The sequence below is a fragment of the Pseudomonas sp. DR208 genome, from assembly GCF_019823005.1.
Taxonomy (GTDB): Bacteria; Pseudomonadota; Gammaproteobacteria; order Pseudomonadales; family Pseudomonadaceae; genus Aquipseudomonas; species Aquipseudomonas extremorientalis.
In genome coordinates this window covers 3,002,259-3,023,172 of record NZ_CP081944.1, presented here as the reverse complement: position 1 = coordinate 3,023,172, position 20,914 = coordinate 3,002,259, and the positions used below count along the sequence as shown (strand labels likewise).

Sequence of the window (20,914 nt, the reverse complement as noted above, 5' to 3'; positions counted from 1 at the left end):
TCCCACATTAAATCCTCATCCGCTTTCAGTTCAGTTCTTTGGTCAGGAATGGCGCAGTCCGGCTGGCCTTGCTTTTGGCAACCTTCTGCGGCGTACCACTGGCCACCACCTTCCCGCCCATATCCCCCGCCCCCGGCCCGATATCGATCACCCAGTCACTCTGCGCCACCACGCGCATTTCATGCTCCACCACGACCACTGTATGCCCCGCGTCCACCAGCTGGTTCAACTGGTTGAGCAGGCGGTCCACATCCCGTGGATGCAACCCGGTGGTGGGTTCATCCAGCACATACAGGGTGGCGCCCCGCGCATTGCGTTGCAGCTCGGTCGCCAGTTTGATGCGTTGTGCTTCACCACCGGACAACTCGGTCGCCGGTTGCCCCAGGCGCAGGTAGCCCAGGCCGATATCCCGCAGCACCTGCAACGAACGCAACACCCCAGGCTGCTCGGCAAATACCTCCACCGCCTGTTCCACTGTCAGCCCGAGCACGTCGGCGATGCTCAAGCCTTGCCATTTGATCGCCAGGGTCTCGGGGTTGTAGCGTGCGCCGTGGCAGGTCGGGCATGGCGCATACACGCTGGGCATGAACAGCAGTTCAACGCTGACAAAACCCTCGCCTTCACAGTTCGGGCAACGGCCCTTGGCGACATTGAAGGAGAACTGCCCGGCATCGTACTGCCGTTTCTTCGCCGCCGGAGTGGCCGCGAACAGCTTGCGCACGTTGTCAAACAGCCCGGTGTAGGTCGCCAGGTTGGAGCGTGGCGTGCGGCCGATGGGTTTCTGATCGACCTGCACCAGGCGGCGGATATGCTCCAGCCCGGCGCGGATGTGGCCCCCGCTGGTTTGCGGGGCGTCGTCTTCCAGGCTTGGTTCTTCGTCGTTTTCCATCACACGCCCAAGGCCGGCGCCCACCAGCTCCAGCAGTGCCTGGCTGACCAGGCTGGACTTGCCCGAGCCAGAAATCCCGGTGACCGCCGTGAAGCAGCCCAATGGGAAATCCACGTCAAGGCCCTTGAGATTATTGCGCGTCACACCTTCCAGTTGCAGCCAGCCGGTGGCTTCACGGCGCACCTGAGTCGACACGCGCTTTTCCGCGAACAGGTACTCACGGGTCTGCGACGCCGCCACCTGCGCCAGCCCCGCCGGCGGGCCGCTGTACAGCACCTGCCCGCCCTGTTCACCGGCCGCCGGGCCGACGTCGATCAGCCAGTCGGCGCGGCGCATGGTTTCCAGGTCATGCTCCACCACAAATAATGAATTGCCGGCCGCCTTCAAGCGGTCAAGGGCGGTGAACAATGCCTCGCCGTCCGCCGGGTGCAGGCCCGCCGAAGGTTCGTCCAACACGTAAATCACGCCGAACAACTGCGAACCCAATTGCGTTGCCAGGCGCAGTCGCTGCAACTCGCCGGACGACAAGGTCGGCGTGCTGCGCTCCAGGGACAGGTAACCCAGGCCCAGTTCGGTCAAGGTACTGACCCGCTCCAGCAAGTCCTGGGCGATGCGCTGCGCGGCCAGGCGTTTCTCCACCGACAGCTTCATCTTGTCCTGCCCCGCCGCCACCGGTCGCAGCAACTCGGCCAACTGCGTCAACGACAGTTGCGACAACTCGCCGATGTCCACCCCGGCAAACTTCACCGACAGCGCCGCCTGGGTCAGCCGCTTGCCGTCGCACAGCGGGCAGGCGCTGCCCTGCATGAACTGCGACACGCGCTTTTTCATCAGCGCACTCTGGGTATGGGTGAACGTGTGCAGGATGTAGCGCCGTGCGCCGATGAAGGTGCCCTGGTAGCTCGGCTCCAGTTTGCGCTTCAACGCATCGCGGGTCTGTTCCGGGGTGAAGCCGGCGTACACCGGGACGGTGGGGGTCTCTTCGGTAAACAGGATCCAGTCGCGCTGCTTTTTCGGCAGGTCGCGCCAGGGGATGTCCACGTCATAGCCCAGGGTCACCAGGATGTCCCGCTGGTTCTGCCCCTGCCACGCCAACGGCCAGGACGCCACCGCACGCTGGCGAATGGTCAGGGAAGGATCGGGCACCATCAGCGCCTCGGTCACTTCATACACACGCCCCAGGCCATGGCACTGCGGGCACGCGCCCTGGGGCAGGTTCGGCGAAAAGTCTTCGGCGTACAGCATCGCCTGCCCCTTCGGATAACTGCCGGCGCGGGAGTACAGCATGCGGATCAAACTCGACAACGTGGTCACGCTGCCCACCGACGAGCGCGCACTCGGCGTGCCGCGCTGCTGTTGCAGGGCCACGGCAGGCGGCAGGCCTTCGATGCTGTCCACGTCCGGCACGCCGACCTGGTCGATCAACCGCCGTGCATAGGGCGCCACCGACTCGAAATAGCGACGCTGGGCCTCGGCATACACCGTGGAAAACGCCAGGGACGATTTGCCGGAACCCGACACCCCGGTGAACACCACCAGGGCATCGCGGGGGATATCCACATCGACGTTGCGCAGGTTGTGTTCGCGGGCGCCGCGCACGCGGACAAAGCCCGAGGGTTGGGCAGTGATAGAGGGAATATTGCGCGTTGAAGTCATGGACAACCTTGTCGGGCGGTGAGCACGCTGCGCACCCGTTGCGTCAGCGCTTCGGGGCTGTAGGGTTTGCTCAGCAGATGAATATCGGGGCTCAGCAAGTGATTGCTGGAGAGAATGTCACGGGTGTGGCCGGAGGTGAACAGCACCGGCACCGCAGGCGTCTGCTGGCGGGCCCAGTCGGCCAGGTCGGTGCTTTTGACGCGGCCGGGCATGACCACATCGGTGAAGATCAGGTCCGGTGGCGAGCCTGCCTGCAGTTTCGACATGGCCTGGTCACCGTCTTCGGCGGTAAGTACGGTGTAGCCGGACTGTTCGAGCAGCTCCACGACAGTCAGGCGCACACCTTCATTGTCCTCGACCACCAGGATGGTTTCCTGTCCGCCGCTGTGCTGCACCTGGTCCATATGCACATCGAGGCTTTCCGGTTCCAGGCTGTGGGGGAAATACATCTGCACCACCGAGCCCTTGCCCTCCTCGCTCCACATTTCCACATGCCCGCCACTCTGGCGCACAAAGCCGAACACCATGCTCAGGCCCAGGCCGGTGCCATGGCCTTCACGCTTGGTGGTGAAGAAGGGTTCAAAGGCACGCTTGAGGGTGCTCTCGGACATGCCGACGCCGGTATCGGCCACCTCCAGGCGCACATACTCGCCGGGCTTGATGCTTTTACCCGCGCAATCGGCCGGATTGAGGATGATATTTTCGCCGGAGATGCGGATCACGCCTTCGCCCTTCATGGCGTCGCGGGCATTGATCGCCAGGTTGAGCAGCGCGTTCTCCAGTTGGTTGCGGTCGACATTGATAAACCAGGCATCCTGGGGCATCTGCACGTCGACATGGATGGTTTCGCCCAACGCCCGTTGCAGCAACTCGCCAAGCCCCGCGTAAATGCGTTGCGGGTTGTACACCGCCGGCGACAGCGGTTGGCGCCGGGCGAACGCCAGCAGTTGCGAGGACAGCTTGGCCCCACGCTCCACCGCCGCAATGGCGGCCGTGACACGCCGCTGCACCTGGGCGTTGTCCGGCTCCTGGCGGGCCAGCAGGTGCAGGTTGCCGGCGATCACTTGCAGCAGGTTATTGAAGTCGTGGGCCACGCCGCCGGTGAGGCCGCCAATGGCTTCGAGTTTCTGCGACTGGCGCAACTGGTCCTCGGCCGCGGAGCGCGCCTGCACCTCGGCGGCCACCCGTTGTTCGAGGTTGTGCGTGAGTTCCTGGCGCACCTGTTCGGACTTCACCAGTTCGGTGGTCTCCACCACAATCGCCAGCACGCCGGCCGGTTGTTGATCGTCGCCGGCCACCGGACTGTAGTAGAGGTCCAGCCACACGGTTTCAGGCTGGCCGTTGCGCAACAGCACCAGGTCCTTGTTGTTGAATGACAGGGTGCCGCCGGCCAGGCAGGTGTCCATCACATGCCGATTGAAGTCGGCCACTTCCGGCCAGCCGAGTTCCACCGGTGTGCCCAGCAGGTAGGGGTGACGGCCACCGGCAAAGGCCGAGTAGCTGTCGTTATAGATCATGTGCCCCAGGCGTCCCCACAACATCACCATCGGCACAGGCGAAGCCAGCATCATCTGTACGGTACACGCCAGGCTGGTGGACCAGCGGTCAATGGGGCCCAGGTCGGTGCCCGACCAATCGAATGCGCGGATCCGCTGGGCCATTTCACCGGCCCAGCCTTCGCAGCCGTGGGGGTTGGATAAGAATTGCATCGGTTGGCTCTGTGCGCTAAGAGAACATCGGCAAGTTTTGGAGCGCTGCAAACCCGGATGGTTTCACCTCATCTGCATCAGAAGTGATTACAGCAGAAACCACGGGACTCAGTGAAAATCCCGACTGCGCACATTGATCCCTTCCAACAAGGGCGTCAGGTCGGTCAGGCGCCCGGCGATCAAGTGCCGCACCTCGCCCACCGCTTCCCAGCGCCCGTCCACCTTCAACAGCCGCGAGCCCACCAGCGCCTGGCGTTGACGCTCGGCCAAGTCACGCCAGACCACCACATTGAGGTTGCCGAATTCATCTTCCAGGGTGACAAAGGTCACACCGCTGGCAGTCCCCGGGCGCTGTCGACCGGTCACCAGCCCCGCGACGCAGACATTACGGCCGTGCTCCACCGTCATCAGTTCATGGGAGCTGCGACAGCGGCGCTTGCGCAATTCATCCCGCAGCAACGCCAGAGGGTGCGGCCCCAGGGTCGTGCCCACAGTGGCATAGTCAGCCTGCAGGTCTTCACCCACGGTCGGTGCCGGCAACTCGACCGCCGCCTCATCCGGGCTCGGCAGGCCGGCAAACAGCCCCAGTTGCTTGTGCACGCCGGCCACCGCCCAGCGCGCCGTGTGGCGGTTGTCAGCCAGGGCGCGCAAGGCTCCGGCATCCGCCAACAAGGCCTGGGCACGTGCATCCAGCCCGGCGCGCTCGTCCAGGTCGGCAATGTCGCTGAACGCTCGACGCAGGCGCGCGGCTTCGATGCGCCGCCCATCTTCTTCGCGAAACCCGGAGATCATGCGCAAGCCCATGCGAATCGCCGGTTGTGCACCATCGATGGGCTCCAGGCTGCAATCCCAATCGCTGGCCTGCACATCCACCGGCCGGATCTGCAAGCGATGGCGCCGTGCATCCTGCAGGATCTGGTCCGGGCTGTAGAAGCCCATGGGCCAACTGTTGATCAGCGCACAGGCAAACGCCGCCGGTTCATGGCACTTGAGCCAGCAACTGGCGTAGGTCAGCAAGGCGAAACTGGCCGCGTGGGACTCGGGGAAGCCATAGCTGCCAAAGCCTTTGATCTGCTCGAAGATCTGCGCGGCAAAGGCTTCGGTGTAACCGTTTTTCAGCATGCCGGTGCGCAGGCGCTGCTGGTGCGGCTCCAGGCCGCCGTGGCGTTTCCAGGCGGCCATGGAGCGGCGCAACTGGTCTGCCTCGCCGGGGCTGTAGTCGGCGGCGACCATGGCGATCTGCATCACTTGCTCCTGGAACAGCGGAATGCCCAGGGTGCGTTCCAGAACGGTTTTAAGCTCCGGCGAAGGATAGGTTTCGGGTTCTTCCTTGTTCCGCCGCCGCAGGTACGGGTGCACCATGCCGCCCTGGATCGGCCCCGGTCGCACGATGGCCACCTCGATCACCAGGTCATAGAATTTCTGCGGCCTGAGCCTTGGCAACATCGACATCTGCGCCCGCGATTCGATCTGGAACACGCCGATGGTGTCGGCCTTGCTGATCATCGCGTAGGTGGCCGGGTCTTCCTTGGGGAGCGTCGCCAAGGCCAGGTCGCGGTTGCGGTGACGACGCAGCAAGTCGAAGCAACGCCGGATCGCACTGAGCATGCCCAAGGCCAGGATATCTACCTTGAGCAAGCCCACCGCGTCGAGGTCGTCCTTGTCCCACTGGATGATGGTGCGCTCGGCCATGGCGGCGTTTTCCACCGGCACCAGGGTGTCCAGCGGGTATTCGGAAATCACGAAGCCGCCAGGGTGCTGGGACAGGTGCCGAGGGAAGCCGATCAATTGCTGGGTGAGCGTGAGCACCCGGCGCAACAGCGGGCTGTCGGGATCGAAGCCGCCTTCGCGCAGGCGCTCCAGCGGCGGGGCATCGTCGCTCCAGCGCCCACAGCAGTCGGCCAGGGCGTTGATCTGGTCCGGCGGCAGCCCGAGGGCCTTGGCCACATCGCGTACCGCGCCAGCGGCGTGGTAACTGCTGACCACCGCCGTCAGCGCCGCGCGGGTGCGGCCGTAGCGCTGGAACACATACTGCAGCACTTCTTCGCGGCGCTCATGTTCGAAGTCCACGTCGATGTCCGGCGGCTCGTTGCGCTCCCTGGACAGAAAGCGCTCGAACAACAGGCTCGTCAGGCTCGGGTCGATCTCGGTGATGCCCAAGGCAAAACACACCGCCGAGTTGGCCGCCGAGCCGCGGCCCTGGCACAGGATCGAACGGCTGCGGGCGAACTGCACAATGTCATGCACCGTGAGGAAATAGCTTTCGTAGCCCAGCTCGCTGATGAGCGTCAGTTCGTCATGGATCTGCTGCAAGGTCTTGGCGTCGACACCCTGCGGCCAGCGTTGGGCGATGCCCGCTTCTGTCACGGCGCGTAGCCAGGATTCGGCGTCGTGGCCGCTGGGCACCAGTTCACGCGGGTAGTGATAGCGCAACTGGCTGAGGTCGAAGGTGCAACGCCGGGCAATCGCCTGGGTTTCATCGAGCAGGGCTTGCGGGTACAGCGCGGCCAGGGCATCGAGGCTGCGCAGGTGCCGCTCGCCATTGGGGTGCAGGCGCGTGCCGGCTTCGGCCACTGGCACGTGATGACGGATGGCGGTCATGGTGTCTTGCAGGGCACGGCGGCCACGCGCATGCATGTGCACATCGCCACAGGCCACCGCCGGGATGTGCAGGCTGGCGGCCAGGTTCAGGCGTTGCTCCAGGTGGCGCGCATCGTCCTGGCCGCAGTGCAGGTGCACCGCCAGCCACAGGCGCCCGGCGAAGGTGCGGCGCAGCCACTGGATCGAGGCCTGGGTGTCGCCGTCCTCGGCAACCCACAGTGCCAGCAGGCCGGGCAGCGGTTGCTCGAAGTCCTCCTGCAACAGGCGATAGCGACCCTTTTCCGCGCGCCGCCGGGCCACGGTGATCAAGCGGCACAGGTGCTGGTAACCGCTGAGGTCTTCCACCAGCAGTACCAGTTTCGGGCCGTTCTCGATGCGCATCTCGCTGCCGATTATCAGCGGCAATTCCACCGCCTTCGCCGCCTGCCAGGCCCGCACGATGCCCGCCAGGGTGCATTCGTCAGTGATCGCCAGGGCGCTGTAGCCTTGGCGCTTGGCCCGTTCGAACAGCTCCAGCGCACTCGACGCACCGCGCTGGAAGCTGAAGTTGGACAGGCAGTGCAGCTCGGCGTAATTCATGCAAACCAGCCTTGCAGCCACAACCCATCGCTTTGCCCGACGTTACGAAAGGCCCAGCCTTGCTGGCCGGCGCGGGTCTGGATCAGGTAGTAGTCGCGGCGGATATCGGCGCCGTCCCACCAGCCCGACTCGATGCGTTCCGGCCCCATGAGGATATTCACGCCGTGTTCGGCCAATAGCGTAGGTTCGCTCAGCAACCAACCGGGGCGTTGCACCCTGTGCAAGGTCGGGCAGAGGTTTTTGTCGCTCGCCGCTTGCCAGGCGCATTCGGGGCGATGGTCGGCGTGGAAGCGCAAGCCCTGCACGGCCTCATCGCCGAGACGGGCGCGCAGGCGTTCGCGCAATTGTTCCCACGGCAAGGTCTGCTGCGGGCGGTCGTCGAACAGGTCCTGGCGCTGCGGCACGAACACCGGCAAATCCTGGGCGACCAGGCGGAAACCGCGTACCGGTGAGGTGACCTGTACCTGCTCCAGGCGACCCCGGGCCAATTCAAACAGCATCGCCGGTTCGCGCTCGGCGCTGAGCAGGCCAACCTTGATCACCGTGTCCGGCGCCTGGGCGTGTTCCAGGTGCAAGTCAAAGCGCTGCACGCCACTGTCGCGGCCACACAGGAAGGCCGACAGATCGCCCGTCAGGCGTCGCAAAGGAAACAGCAGCGCCTGATGGGACTGCACGTCGAAATTCAGCTCGATGCGCACGTCGAATCGGTCCGGAGGCTGATAGAACGCCAAGGCCAATGGCCGCTGCCCGCTCAATGCATCCAGGTGCTTGAGCAGTCCAGCATCAAAGCGCCGCGCCAAGGTGTGCCGAGGCAGCGCCTGCACCTGGGCCAGGCGGCGCAGGCCCATGCGCGACAACGCCGTGGCGGCCTGCGGGTCGAGGCCGGCGCGATCGATGGGCAGCGGCGCCAGGGCCTGTAGCAAGCCGTGATCCTGCACCGCCAAACCATCGTAGAAATTCGCCAGCACCCGCGCCGCGGCCGGGTTGGGCGCAGCGACGATGCGGTGACGAAAACCCAGTTCGGTCAATTCTTTGCGTAAGCGTGCTTCGAACCGCGGCCACGGCCCGAACAGGCCCAGGCTCGATTCAATCTCGAACAACAAGGCACGCGGGTAATACAGGCTGACCTGGGAACTGAACTGGTAGGCCCAGGCAGCCAGGAACTGTTGATGGCGCTCGATCTCGGCGGGGTCGTATTCGACGCTGGCAAAGGTTTTGGTCAGGGCATGCGCCGCCGTCAGGGATTGACCGGGGCGCAGGCCCAGGGCGCGGGCGGCGTCATTGACGGTTTGCAGCACGCGCCGCTGTGGCGTGCCGGCCAGCAGGGCCAAGGGCTGGTCCGGTTCGGGGTGCACACGCTGCACCCCGTCCAGCGCCAATTGCGGGAAGACAATACACACCCAGCGCATGACAACCTCAGTGCCCCGCCAGGGCAATCGGCGTCGGATGGGCCAGCCCGCCCCGGCACTTGAGCACCCTTACCTGCGCGGGCTTGGCCTCCACGGCCAGGCGTAACGCCGCGGGCGATGAGTTGACCGACTCACTCAAGGCGCGCCAGGCAAACGCCAGGGTCTGCCCGGTTTCCGCCGCCACTTGCAGGCGCCGCAGCGCCCGGTCATCGGCCTTGCGCGGCCAGCACAGCACCGCCCCGCAACTGCCGGAACGCAGGCATTGCTCCACCGCCCACAGGGCATCGCGTTCCTCGGTCTGGATCACCGAGAGCAGGCGCAGGTCCACCCCGGCGTTCTGCCAGGCATGGGGGTACGGTGTATACGGAGGCGCCACCAACACAATGCGCTCCCCTGCCTTCGACAAGCGCGCCAGGGTCGGCAGCACCAGTTGCAATTCGCCCACACCTTCCTTGGCCATGAGGATTTCACTCAAGGCCGCCTCCGGCCAGCCGCCCGTGGGCAGCACCGCGTCCAGGGCCGCCAGCCCGGTGGGATGCACACTGGACGGCGGCGCGGCGGGCCGGCCCTTCCAGACACGCCCGCCATTGAACAGCGTGTCCAGCGCAACCACGGCGCCCATCAGCCTTGCCTCACCAAACCGCAGAACACCCCTTCGATGGCCAGGTCCTGGTCGGGCCCCACCACGATGGGTTGATACGCGGGGTTGCGCGGCAGCAGACGCACGTGGTCGCCACTGCGCTCGAAACGCTTGATGGTCACTTCGCCGTCCAGGCGCGCCACCACGATCTGCCCGTTCAAGGCCTCGGCACTGCGGCGTACGCCGACCAGATCACCGTCGAGAATGCCGTCCTCGATCATCGAATCGCCCTGCACCCGCAACAGGTAGTCCGGGGTTTTCGCGAAGGTCGACGGGTCCAGTTGCAGACGGCTGTGCACTTCGGCATCGGCGCCGATGGGCAAACCTGCGGCCACGCGACCGAGCACCGGCACATCCAGCCATTCCGGGCGCGCCGGCTGGTTGAGCAAACGAATGCCACGCGCCTGGTTGGGGTTGACTTCGATAAACCCGGCTTCGGTCAGCGCCAGCACATGCTTGCGCGCCACGCTGCGCGAGGCAAAACCGAACGCCTCGGCGATCTCGGCGAGGCTGGGAGGCTGGCCTTGTTGCGCGATGCGGTCGCGGATAAAGGTCAGGATGGCGGTACGGCGGGGGGTTAGAGTCGTCATGGAGTACATTTGTACTCTTGTGGGAAATTTCTGACAATAGCCGCTAGTCGCGTGATAGCGGACGAGCGTTGTCGAACCGTCCCACATAACCGCCGGATAAGCTCTACTCCCCTCCCCTGCAAACATCCGCAAAGTCCCTCGCCTGACTACACAGTGCGAGGGATTGCAGATGGCGTTATGGGTTTGGGCTCCGGTTGATGGGGCTGTTTCATGATCGAAGTGACCAGCCAAACCATTGGCTATTTGGTACTGGCCATCCTGGATTCAAAGACGCGAGACGTCGAATCCGTTATCCGCGACTTCAAGCGCTGCCTCAATCACTACGACGCCTGGGCGGAGAGCTTTTTCAGCTTTTCGGCGCTGGATATCGAGCAGGTCTTCAAGGTTGGAGATGAAGTGGCACTGGTCGCGCCGATCAACCGCTCCCTGTTTCCCAGCACCACCACCGCAACCTGCCAGGCAGACGGCACGCTGACCCTGGTGCATATGTTCCAGAGTTCTCGATTTGTGCCGATTGGCGATACGCCCGTGATGGTGCAGCGCATTGATCCGAAAGGTGGCCCGCTCGGGGAGCCCCTCCATAAAACCATCGGACCCAGCGGCATTCTCGAAATCAAGGAATGTGATCGTAACCAGCAGTATCGGGTCAGTTTCTATCCCAACGTTTCCAAGGTGCACTTCAAGGCGCTGTACGCCTCTTATCAGTCGGTTATCGAACCGCTGGAAGGCTGGCTGCGCCGTGAATGGGCCACCACCTTCGCCGCCTTGTGGAAGGGTTATTCCGAAGCCAATTTTCTCAAGCGCTACCTCTCGCTGCACGAAGCCTACGCACGCGGGTTTAGTGGGGCGTTGTATTCACTCTGGGACAACATCACGCAGGTGCTTCAGTGGTTTCTGGCCCCACTGAAGCATGCCGAAAAGCTGCTGCATTACCTGAGCCACGAAGAATTCGAAAAGCTGTTGAAGCTCGGCACCGAAAGCATCGCAAAGGGCTTGCTGGTGCTGAGTGATGAGCCGTTGCTGTTCATTTATCTGTCGGCAATGGTCAGTTGGATGCGGATGTTGCCGCCGCCTTATATGAATGAGCTGCTGGGGGAAATCAGCGCTGAAGTATTGATCAATTTGCTGCTGTGCCTTGCCACGGCAGGTATGGGGATGGCGGTACGCATCAGTACCAAGGTACTGGGCAGCATCAAGTCTCAACGTGCGCGCAAATGGCTTGAGCACATGGCTGGGCAGTTCGGGAAATTTCGTGCGGATGATCACACGCAGGTGGCCAAGCCGATATTGCTCAGTAGCCAGGCGACGACGATCAAGACGATTCCGGATGCGCCGTTGAAGGCCGGGGATCAGGTGGTTGCCAACGCGGTACCGGTGGTACGCAACAAGTCCCAGCGAACCGCGTTGGTGCGGCAGGAGACCGTGGATGATGTGCCGGTTTCTGCTCGCAACCCGAATGGGGATGCGGCGGCATCTTCGGACAAGACCGCCACCAACGGCTGCCCGGTGTCGATGGTCACCGGCGAGGAACTCCTGACCCTCACCGATGGGACGCTGGACGGGATCTTGCCGTTTGAGTGGACGCGGTTGTATCGCACCAGTGCCGTAGAAGTGGATGTCGGGCTGGGGTTTGGTTGGAGTCACGCGCTGGCGCATCGGCTGGTGGTTGTGGGTGATGCGGTGGTGTGGACGGATCATGAAAACCGCTCCACCACCCTGCCCTTGCCGTCGACTTCTCGCCCCGCAATCACCAACAGCCTGGCCGAAGCCGCAATCTATCTGGGTTCGTCGCCTGATGAACTGGTGCTGGCCCAGGCATCACGTTTCTACCACTTCCGCGACGGTGTGCTGACAGCGATCAGCGACGCGTATGACAACCGGCTGCGCATTACCCGGGACTTTCTGGGGCGTGTTGAGCGGGTGGATAACGGCGTCGGGCGCTCGTTGTGGTTGCGCTATGCGTCGGGCCGAATCGTGGCGGTGGATTACCAGATTCATCGCGTTGTGGATGACGGTCCGTTTGTGTGGGTGACGGAGCAGACGGTTGTTTCCTACGCCTATGACGGCTTGGGACGACTGGTTTCAGCGACCAACGCGGTCGGTGAAAGCGAGGTTTATCGCTACGACGAACAGCACGTCATCCTTGAGCGCGGTTTGGCCGGTGGGGCGAGTTTCTTCTGGGAGTGGCAACGGTCTGGCAAGGCGGCGCGGTGTGTCCGGCATTGGGCCAGTTTCTCGCAGATGGACACGCGTTATGCCTGGGATGACAACGGCCAGGTCACGGTGTTTAACGCCGATGGCAGCCAGGAAGTCTACGGGCATGACCAGCGGGCGCGGCTGGTGCAGCGGGTTGATCCTGACGGGGCCGAGCACTTTAAATCCTACGATGACAGAGGCCGGCTGACGGTTGAGCAGGACCCGCTCGGGGCGATCACGGCGTATCAGTACGACGAAGCCGGGCGCTTGGTGGCGGTGTTTCCGGGGGACGATGAGCCGACGACCTACGAGCATGACAACGGCTTCGTACGCGTTGTAAGGCGGGGTCAGGCGGTTTGGAAGTATGAGCGCAATGACCAGGGCGATGTCATTCGCAAGATCGATCCTGACGGTCACGTTACCGATTACACCTACAACAAATATGGGCAGCTGATTGGGGTTTGGTTCCCGGATCACAGCTGTCAGCGGCTGGTGTGGAACGAGCGTGGGCAGTTGCTTGAGGAGCAGTTGCCCAATGGTGGGATCAAGCGTTATCGCTATGACGACCGTGGGCGACAGATTGCGCGGGAGGATGAGCATGGCGCGCTGACCCAGTATCAGTGGGACAGCGTGGGTCGGTTGATTCGCGTTTCGCTGCCAGGCGGCGAATTCAGGGAATACAGCTACAACCCCTACGGAAAAATCACCGCCGAACGCGACGAACAGGGGCACGTCACACGCTACGAATACGCCGACGGCCTGCACCTGATCAGCCGCCGCATCAATGCCGATGGCACCCAGGTCAAGTACCGCTACGACAACGCGCGGTTACTGCTGACCGAGATCGAAAACGAGGTTGGCGAGACCTACCGGCTCCAGTACCACAGCAACGGCCTGATTCAGCAGGAAACCGGGTTTGATGGTAAGCGCACGGCGTACGTGTACGACCTCAACGGCAACCTTCAGGAAAAGACCGAACACGGCGATGACGGCAGTCAGCTGGTTACCCGCTACGAGCGCGATTACGCCGGACGCCTGGTCAGAAAAACCCTGCCCGATGGCAATACCGTCGATTACACCTACGACCGCCAGGGCAATCTCCTCAGCGTCGAAGACGGCCACTGGTCCCTGGCCTACGAGTACGACAGCCAAAACCGCCTCACCGCCGAACACCAAGGCTGGGGCACCCTGCGCTACGGCTACGACGCCTGTGGTCACCTGCAAAACCTGCGCCTGCCGGACAACAACCGCCTCACCTTCAATCACGACAAAGGCGGCCACCTCGCCACCGTCGAACTGAACGGCGCTGTTCTTACCTCACACCTGTTCAAGGCTGGTCGCGAACAGCAACGCCAACAAGGCCAACTGCTCAGCCACTACCAACACGACCACCAAGGCCGCCTGTTCAACCAGAGCATCAACGACGCCGAAGGCCCGCTATACCGCCGTCATTACGACTACGACAAATCCGGCAACCTCACCCGCCTGCTCGACACTCGCAAAGGTGAACACCGCTACCACTACGACCCACTCAACCGCCTCACCCGCGCCGACCACACCCAAGGCGAGCAAGAACGCTTCGGCCACGACCCCGCCGGCAACCTGCTCATGCAAAACCGCCCCGGCCCCGACATCGTCGCCGGCAACCGCCTGATGATCCAGGGCGACCACCATTACGACTACGACGCCTTCGGCAACCTCATCCGCGAACGACGCGGCAAGGGCCATCAACTCGTCACCGAATACCGCTACGACTGCCAGCACCGCCTGATCGGTATTAAAAAACCCAACGGCCAGACCGCCAGCTACCGCTACGACCCGTTTGGGCGGCGTATCAGCAAAACCATAGATGGGATTACTACCGAGTTTTTCTGGCAAGGCGACAAACTGATTGCCGAACACCATGCGGATCGGCATCGCAGCTATCTCTATGAACCGGACAGCTTCCGTCCGCTGGCCTTGCTGGAAGGCTTCGGCCCGAAGGACACCCAGGCCTACCACTACCAACTAGACCACCTCGGCACCCCGCAGGAACTCACTGCCCAAGACGGCGAAATCGTCTGGTCCGCGCATTACCGCGCCTACGGGGAAATCACCCGCCTCGACATCGGAAAAGTCGACAACCCGCTGCGCTTCCAGGGTCAGTATTTCGATCGGGAAAGCGGACTGCACTACAACCGCAATCGCTACTACAATCCGGATGTTGGTCGGTACTTGACGCCGGATCCGGTAAAGCTGGCGGGTGGGATCAATGCGTACCAGTACGTACCTAGTCCTACGGGGTGGGTTGATCCGTTAGGCTTAAGCACGTGTCCGGGTGACAGATGCAAACCTAATGCTCCTCCTGCCATTCCGATGCCTAGCGTTGATGAAGGCACACCCACTCTTCCTCAACTCACACGGACTGACCGACAGGCGAGAATAGATAAACTGGCAGAGGCCAATGCAAAACGGAAAGTGCTGGGCTGGGAGCAGGAGTACGATATGCATACGGTTGAAAAGCATGGTCCAGAGATACCAGACAGCGCGTTAAAGCAACGATCTATTGATGGAACACATCCTACGACTGGGGAGAGAGGAGCGGTCAACTCCAGCTCCCAATTTAAATCCTGGAGAATGCAGCTCCACGCTATAAATAAGGCTTTGGGCAGGATGCAGGACAATTCGCCATCTCCCACAGCTTTTGATAGAAGCGGCAACCCCGTGGTTGTGGTCGAGCTACCTGGAGCCGGACGAGGCTACAAACCTAACCCCAGGGACGTAAACAACCCTAGATACATTGAGAACATGGATAGAGTGGAAGTCAGATTTGATAGAAACAATCCAACTCGACCATTCACCGCATTCCCGAAGTGAACAGACGATGCTGAAATGCCCATTTATGAACACTCCATACAGCCCTAATATATCTCATATACTAGGAGCCTTATCCATATACGATCTTGAGGAAACAGCTGGAAAAGAACTACGGAAACATGATCCTAACAATCAGAAAGACAGGGAAGAGATCATAGTTTCTTTTATCCTCAAAGACCTTATGTACCTATCATACAGACATCGTTTCGTATTGATGTCAGCTCTCAGGGATGCACTGGACAACCACGACTTTGACTTCTCAAAAGAATTCAAAAGCGACTACGACGAATACATAACGATGGCCTGGGACGAAACAGAAATCGCCGATCCGCGGGGCTTTTTCGCCGACATCTATCGACTAGCCAATGAGGTTTGGCGAGATGACCTCCAAAAAGCCAGCCTCGAAGACCAGTCAACCTGGTAACCCAAACACCGCCCTCCAAGGCAACACCGCCCCTCTGTGGCGAGCAGGCTTGCCCTGCGTTGGGCCGCGAAGCGGCCCAGTCCAGGCGATGGGTGTTTTCAGGTAACCCCGCATTGTCTGTTTTGGGGCTGCTGCGCAGCCCAACGCAGGGCAAGCCTGCTCACCACATGAAGGCTGCGAACCACAACAAGCGGGATCACCCAAACAAAGGGAGTTCACCAACCCTCTTTAAGCATCCGCAACTCCAAATGCTGCAACAACATGATGGTCTTGCCATCCACAATCTCGCCGTTTTGCACCCTTGCCAAAGCCTCCTCAAAGCCCAGCTCCAGCACTTCGATATCTTCGCCCTCCTCTTCCAAGCCACCGCCAGTCCCAACCCGATCACCCGGCTGATACTCCCCCATGAAAAAGTGAATTCGCTCGGTCACCGAGCCCGGGCTCATGAACGCTGCGTAGATTTTCTCCACATGGCCGACGCGATAGCCGGTCTCTTCCTCGGCCTCCAGGCGAATGCGCTCTTCGGGGCTGGCGTTATCCAGCAGCCCGGCCGCCGCCTCGATCAGGTAACCATGGTAGTCGTTGACGAACGTCGGCATGCGGAACTGGCGAATCAGCAACACCGTGCGCTGGGCGCGGTTGTACAACAGGATGGTCGCGCCATTGCCGCGGTCGTACACCTCGCGGGTCTGGGTTTGCCAGCTGCCGTCGCGGCGGCGCAGGTCGAAGCTGTACTTTTTCAGCAGGTACCAGTTCTTCGAAAGGGTCTCTTCGGCGGTGATGCGAACGGGGCTGGTGTCCATGGTCGTACTCTCAAGAAAGGGCGAGTGTTTGTTTCATGCGATCCCAGGCAAATGGATCATTGCTGGCGCGCAGGATGTAACCCACATGCGTCGCCGGTGACGATCACCCACCCTAACAATCTCTGCACGTCTTGTTCAATGCAGTAACACTTTGTAAGAAACACCCGTGGGCGGCCGTCGAATTAATACCTGCCTGGGCAAGCCATCTGGTAAAACCCCTGCTTGACCTTTTACCTGGAACCTTCATGTCCTCACGTTTTTTCTCGCGCCTGAGCCTGCGCTGGTTTCCCCTGCTGTGCATGGCGCTGCTGATCGTCGGCCTGCCGGTGGGCTGCGCCGTGCTGCAACACAAGGAACGCGAACTGGTGTTTCGCATCGAGCCAGGCACCGCCAGTTGGTACAGCGGCTTGCCCAAGGCGGTGCAGGAGTTCGAACTCAAGCCGGCCAGCTTCAAATCGGGGCAAAACATCCATGGCTGGTGGTACCCGGCGGACAAGAAAGATGCTCCCTCGATCCTCTACCTGCACGGCGTGCGCTGGAACCTCACCGGGCAGCTGTTTCGCATCGAGCAACTGCACGCCCTGGGTTATTCGGTGCTGGCCATCGACTATCGCGGCTTCGGCCAGAGCCACGGCGAGCTGCCGTCGGAAACTACCGTGTACGAAGACGCACGCATCGCCTGGGAACGCTTCCAGGTGCTGCAACCCGACCCGCAGAAACGCCTGATCTACGGGCACTCGCTGGGCGGCGCGGTAGCCATCGACCTGGCTGCCGAATTAGGCAAACAGACACCGTTGCCGGTACGTGGCCTCGTCATCGAATCCACCTTTACGTCGCTGGCGGATGTAGCCACCGCCGTGGCGAATACCTCACTGCCGGTGCGTTGGTTGCTGTCGCAGAAGTTCGATTCCATCGACAAAATCGCCGACATCCATATGCCGCTGCTGGTGGTGCATGGCCTTGACGACCGCTATGTACCACCGCGTTTCAGCCAGCAGTTGTTTGAAGCCGCCCGGGAGCCCAAGCGGCTGTTACTGGTGCCCGGTGCCAGCCACAACAACAGCATGAGCCTGGCCGGTCGCAGTTATGGCCAGGCGCTGGACAAACTGATGCAAGCGAAGATGCCGACGCAGGTTGTCACCCACTCCACAGGCCGCAACGGCGACTCGTAAAAATGTTTTTCGGCACTGGGTTCGTGCTTGCCTGTCAAGCGCAAACCCAGGCCATGCTGGGCCGAATCCGAAGTTGATCAAATATTGATCTTGGCTTAAATCGCCAACCCTGCCGGGGCTTCGCAAAGTTATCCACAGAGATACCCACGGTTTTCGTGGACAACTCTTTTTATTTTTTTACGCTTTTTTTGCTCAGTAAACGTTTTCCGGGAATGTCCCCGGCAACAAAATTTCGCGATTCACATCGCGTATATCGTTATACCCACACAGCGCCATCGTCACGTCCAACTCGCGGGCAATGATCTCGAGCGCCTTGGTCACACCCGCCTCGCCCATCGCCCCCAGGCCATACAAATGCGGCCGACCGATCATCGTACCTTTGGCACCCAACGCCACCGCCTTGAGCACGTCCTGGCCGGAGCGAATGCCGCCGTCGAGCCACACCTCGATGCGCTCCCCCACCGCCGCCACAATCGCCGGCAACTGGCTGATGCTCGACGGCGCGCCATCCAATTGCCGTCCTCCGTGGTTGCTCACCACCAGCGCATCGGCACCGGCATTTGCGGCCAGGCGTGCATCCTCTACATCAAGAATGCCCTTGATGATCAACTTGCCGCCCCAGCACTGCTTGATCCACTCCACATCGTCCCAACTCAGGCGCGGGTCGAACTGCTGGGCGGTCCAGGACGACAGCGAACTCATGTCGGCCACGCCTTTCACATGCCCGACGATATTGCCGAAGCCGCGCCGTTTAGTGCCAAGCATGCCCATCACCCAACGTGGCTTGGTGGCCATGTCGAGGATATTCGGCAGGGTCAGTTTGGGCGGCGCGGACAGGCCATTGATCAAGTCTTTGTGGCGTTGCCCGAGGATCTGCAAGTCGAGGGTCAGCACCAATGCATCCACGCCGGCGGCCTTGGCGCGCTCGATCAATTGCTCGATAAAGGCGCGGTCGCGCATCACGTACAACTGGAACCAGAACGGCTGGCCGACGTGCTCGGCGATGTCTTCCAGCGAACAGATGCTCATGGTCGACAAGGTGTAGCGCAGCCCAAAGGCAGCGGCAGCGCGGGCGGTGAGAATCTCGCCATCGGCATGCTGCATGCCGGCCAAACCGGTCGGCGCCAGCGCGACGGGCATGGCCATGTCCTGGCCGATCATGCTGGCGCGGATCGAGCGCTCGTCGATATTGCGCGCCACCCGCTGGCGGAACTTGATGCGGGCAAAGTCGCTTTCGTTGGCGCGGTAGGTGCTCTCAGTCCAGGAGCCGGAATCGGCATAGTCGTAGAACATCCGTGGCACACGTTTTTGCGCGAGCTTGCGTAAATCTTCGATGGTTGTGATCAACGACATCTAGGTCACCTCTCCCTGGACTGAATGCTGAGAGTAACCGCCCATCGCCCGCACAACCAGCCATTGCGTTTACGGAATGAGACGACTAATCTCGCACAAACCCGCAAAAAGACGCAAAACCATGCACAACACACATCAAGCCATCGACCTGCCTTCTTTGCGCAAACAGAAGATTTTGTTGCTGCTGGAACGCGACGGCAAAGTCACCGCCTCGGAGCTGGTGGAGCACTTCGCCGTGTCCCAGGACACTATCCGCCGCGACCTGGGCGAGCTCGCCGCTGCCGGCCTGCTGCAACGCGTGCACGGCGGCGCCCTGCCCCGCCCCAAAGACACCGGCAAGGATTTTTTCACCCGAGTGGGCGAAACCAACGACGCCAAGCGCCACCTCGCCCGCCTGGCCGCCGAACGGGTCGAGGATGGCCAGATCGTGCTGTTCGATTCCGGCTCCACCACCCTGCAGATCGCCCAGTCCTTGCCGCACTCGATCCGCCTGACGGTGGTCACCACCTCGCCGATGATCGCCATCGCCCTGGCCGACCATCCCGATGTAAAAGTGATCCTCACCGGCGGCCAACTCAACCCGGCGACGCTGTCCACCGGCGGCCATGAAACCGTGCGGTTGATCCAGAGCATCAAGGCCGACCTGCTGTTTACCGGCGTGTGCGCACTGCATCCGCAAGTCGGTATCAGTTCGCTGCATTTTGACGAGGTCGCGGTCAAGCAAGCCTTGCTCGACAGTGCGTCCCATGTGGTGGCGGTGACCATGGCCGACAAGATCGGCGCCGTGGAGCCGTTTGTGGTGGCACCGTGCAGCCGCATACACACGTTGATTACCGAATGGCACGTGCCGAATGTGCAAGCGTATGAACAGCTAGGTGTGGAAGTGCTGCGGGTAGAGGTCGAGTAGGCACAGCGCATCGGAGGTTGCCAGGCCGCTGGCCGTGTTGTCGAAGATGCACCAGGTGGGCACGCCATCCTCCATGGACGCGCTGACCAAACGGGCATAGGCCTGGACCCGTTCAGGTCCATAGACGCTGTGATAAATGCGCGGCGTCCCGTGCAGGCGCCAATAACGCACGCCCTGCCAACCGGCCGGTGTGTCTCCCGACGCAATAAGCGGCGGGTCGGCCGCCACTCGCCCGACCTGCAGGTGGCGCAACAGCTCCTCAGCCGCAAGCCAACTCCCATGACGTGGCTCAAGCACTACGTGGCCCGTGAAACGTCGGCGCAACGCCGTGAAGAATGCGCTGGCAACGAGCGGTTCGTAATGCAACGAAGGCGGTAATTGCACCAACAGGCAACCCAGCTTTTCGCCCAATTGCAGGCATTGCCCAAGAAACTCATTCAGTGCAGCCTCACAGCCTTGCAGGCGCAGCTCATGAGTGAGGCGCTTAGGCACTTTGACCGAGAAACGGAAGCCTGAGGGCACCGAATCCGCCCAGCGTGCATACGTCTTCGCCAGGTGCGGACGATAGAAGGAGCTGTTGATTTCCACCGCATTGAAGCGCGAAGCGTAGCGCTGCAAATGCGTGCCTTCACCAGTAAACCTCGGCCAGTATTCACGCGGCAAACTCCAGCCAGCACAGCCCACATAGGGACCTGCAGTCAAAACAGCACCTTGGCAGCATCGCGCATGAAAATCTCGATGGTCTTAGGGCCCACCCCGTCGAATTCCCCGAGACGTTTTTCGAAGGCCTCACGGCTTTCGCTGACACTGCGCATATGGGTGATCTTGCCGGCGTATTCGGCGTTCAACCTGGCGCTGAGGTCGAGCAAGCGTTGCGCGGTGGTTTCGTCATAGCGCACGTAATGCGCGCGTCCCAGCATGGCCACCAATTCACGCGATGTGCAGTGCTGCAGCTTGCGCGCAGTGTCACGGCCTTCTTCCTCGACAATCACCTTATAGGCCTGCGCGGCAATCGGTGCCTGGATACGCTTGCCCATCAGGAAGCTGGCGATAAACCACTTGAACAGACTGTGGTCATCGCCGGGCTTGAGTTCAATGCCCAACTCCGACGCGCTGATGGCGCGGGCCAT

The 20,914-nt window shown here is 61.8% G+C and carries 14 protein-coding genes; 4 read left to right on the top strand and 10 right to left on the bottom strand.

Features of this window, described 5'->3' with window-relative positions:
• Window positions 1–25: 25 nt before the first annotated feature.
• The 6 genes from uvrA to lexA all read right to left on the bottom strand — a co-directional run bounded on the left by uvrA (window position 26) and on the right by lexA (window position 10,082).
• Window positions 26–2,545 (bottom strand): excinuclease ABC subunit UvrA, encoded by a 2,520-nt coding sequence (gene uvrA / locus K5K89_RS13840; protein WP_071488024.1) that lies wholly within the window; start codon window positions 2,543–2,545, stop codon window positions 26–28.
• Window positions 2,542–4,254: an ATP-binding protein gene (locus tag K5K89_RS13835; RefSeq protein ID WP_222541626.1), complete on the bottom strand. Its 1,713-nt coding sequence runs from the start codon at window positions 4,252–4,254 to the stop codon at window positions 2,542–2,544. The genes uvrA and K5K89_RS13835 overlap by 4 nt, the downstream gene beginning before the upstream one ends.
• A gap of 108 nt (window positions 4,255–4,362) precedes the next feature.
• Entirely contained in the window at window positions 4,363–7,455 is a 3,093-nt protein-coding gene (locus K5K89_RS13830; protein WP_222541625.1) for an error-prone DNA polymerase, read from the bottom strand.
• On the bottom strand, window positions 7,431–8,843 hold the full coding sequence (locus K5K89_RS13825; protein WP_222541624.1) for a Y-family DNA polymerase: 1,413 nt from the start codon (window positions 8,841–8,843) through the stop codon (window positions 7,431–7,433). The genes K5K89_RS13830 and K5K89_RS13825 overlap by 25 nt, the downstream gene beginning before the upstream one ends.
• A gap of 7 nt (window positions 8,844–8,850) precedes the next feature.
• Window positions 8,851–9,465, bottom strand: a complete 615-nt coding sequence (imuA, locus tag K5K89_RS13820) for a translesion DNA synthesis-associated protein ImuA (RefSeq protein WP_222541623.1) — start codon at window positions 9,463–9,465, stop codon at window positions 8,851–8,853.
• Window positions 9,465–10,082 (bottom strand): transcriptional repressor LexA, encoded by a 618-nt coding sequence (gene lexA / locus K5K89_RS13815; protein WP_071488029.1) that lies wholly within the window; start codon window positions 10,080–10,082, stop codon window positions 9,465–9,467. The genes imuA and lexA overlap by 1 nt, the downstream gene beginning before the upstream one ends.
• Before the next feature lie 201 nt (window positions 10,083–10,283).
• Between lexA and K5K89_RS13810 the strand changes: the two genes are divergently transcribed.
• Window positions 10,284–15,125 carry an RHS repeat-associated core domain-containing protein gene (locus K5K89_RS13810; RefSeq protein WP_222541622.1) on the top strand — a complete coding sequence of 1,614 codons (4,842 nt, stop codon included), beginning with the start codon at window positions 10,284–10,286 and terminating at the stop codon, window positions 15,123–15,125.
• A gap of 25 nt (window positions 15,126–15,150) precedes the next feature.
• A complete protein-coding gene (locus tag K5K89_RS13805) occupies window positions 15,151–15,549 on the top strand; it encodes a hypothetical protein (protein WP_371322022.1) in 399 nt (132 codons plus the stop codon).
• 215 nt (window positions 15,550–15,764) lie between these two features.
• On the opposite strand, the gene K5K89_RS13800 is transcribed toward K5K89_RS13805, so the two are convergent.
• A complete protein-coding gene (locus K5K89_RS13800; protein ID WP_071491699.1) occupies window positions 15,765–16,352 on the bottom strand; it encodes an NUDIX domain-containing protein in 588 nt (195 codons plus the stop codon).
• Window positions 16,353–16,597: 245 nt separating this feature from the next.
• Between K5K89_RS13800 and K5K89_RS13795 the strand changes: the two genes are divergently transcribed.
• Window positions 16,598–17,524, top strand: a complete 927-nt coding sequence (locus tag K5K89_RS13795; RefSeq protein ID WP_071491700.1) for an alpha/beta hydrolase — start codon at window positions 16,598–16,600, stop codon at window positions 17,522–17,524.
• A 192-nt stretch (window positions 17,525–17,716) separates the two neighbouring features.
• Here K5K89_RS13795 and K5K89_RS13790 read toward each other — a convergent pair whose 3' ends face one another.
• Complete coding sequence (locus K5K89_RS13790; protein ID WP_092245482.1) at window positions 17,717–18,877, bottom strand: alpha-hydroxy acid oxidase; 1,161 nt, start codon at window positions 18,875–18,877, stop codon at window positions 17,717–17,719.
• Window positions 18,878–18,998: 121 nt separating this feature from the next.
• Here K5K89_RS13790 and K5K89_RS13785 point away from each other — a divergent pair, with 121 nt between their 5' ends.
• Complete coding sequence (locus tag K5K89_RS13785; RefSeq protein ID WP_071491702.1) at window positions 18,999–19,784, top strand: DeoR/GlpR family DNA-binding transcription regulator; 786 nt, start codon at window positions 18,999–19,001, stop codon at window positions 19,782–19,784.
• Here K5K89_RS13785 and K5K89_RS13780 read toward each other — a convergent pair.
• Together K5K89_RS13780 and K5K89_RS13775 are read right to left on the bottom strand one after the other, a co-directional pair.
• Window positions 19,749–20,486 carry a DUF72 domain-containing protein gene (locus tag K5K89_RS13780; RefSeq protein ID WP_222541621.1) on the bottom strand — a complete coding sequence of 246 codons (738 nt, stop codon included), beginning with the start codon at window positions 20,484–20,486 and terminating at the stop codon, window positions 19,749–19,751. The genes K5K89_RS13785 and K5K89_RS13780 overlap by 36 nt on opposite strands.
• Entirely contained in the window at window positions 20,483–20,914 is a 432-nt protein-coding gene (locus K5K89_RS13775) for a DNA methylase (protein WP_071491704.1), read from the bottom strand. The genes K5K89_RS13780 and K5K89_RS13775 overlap by 4 nt, the downstream gene beginning before the upstream one ends.

Bases quoted from the DNA above. Each gene is read 5' to 3' on its own strand.
- uvrA (WP_071488024.1), bottom strand. From the start codon at position 2,545: ATGACTTCAACGCGCAATATTCCCTCTATCACTGCCCAACCCTCGGGC.
- K5K89_RS13835 (WP_222541626.1), bottom strand. From the start codon at position 4,254: ATGCAATTCTTATCCAACCCCCACGGCTGCGAAGGCTGGGCCGGTGAA.
- K5K89_RS13825 (WP_222541624.1), bottom strand. From the start codon at position 8,843: ATGCGCTGGGTGTGTATTGTCTTCCCGCAATTGGCGCTGGACGGGGTG.
- imuA (WP_222541623.1), bottom strand. From the start codon at position 9,465: ATGGGCGCCGTGGTTGCGCTGGACACGCTGTTCAATGGCGGGCGTGTC.
- lexA (WP_071488029.1), bottom strand. From the start codon at position 10,082: ATGTACTCCATGACGACTCTAACCCCCCGCCGTACCGCCATCCTGACC.
- K5K89_RS13810 (WP_222541622.1), top strand. From the start codon at position 10,284: ATGATCGAAGTGACCAGCCAAACCATTGGCTATTTGGTACTGGCCATC.
- K5K89_RS13805 (WP_371322022.1), top strand. From the start codon at position 15,151: ATGAACACTCCATACAGCCCTAATATATCTCATATACTAGGAGCCTTA.
- K5K89_RS13800 (WP_071491699.1), bottom strand. From the start codon at position 16,352: ATGGACACCAGCCCCGTTCGCATCACCGCCGAAGAGACCCTTTCGAAG.
- K5K89_RS13795 (WP_071491700.1), top strand. From the start codon at position 16,598: ATGTCCTCACGTTTTTTCTCGCGCCTGAGCCTGCGCTGGTTTCCCCTG.
- K5K89_RS13790 (WP_092245482.1), bottom strand. From the start codon at position 18,877: ATGTCGTTGATCACAACCATCGAAGATTTACGCAAGCTCGCGCAAAAA.
- K5K89_RS13785 (WP_071491702.1), top strand. From the start codon at position 18,999: ATGCACAACACACATCAAGCCATCGACCTGCCTTCTTTGCGCAAACAG.
- K5K89_RS13775 (WP_071491704.1), bottom strand. From the start codon at position 20,914: ATGGCCCGCGCCATCAGCGCGTCGGAGTTGGGCATTGAACTCAAGCCC.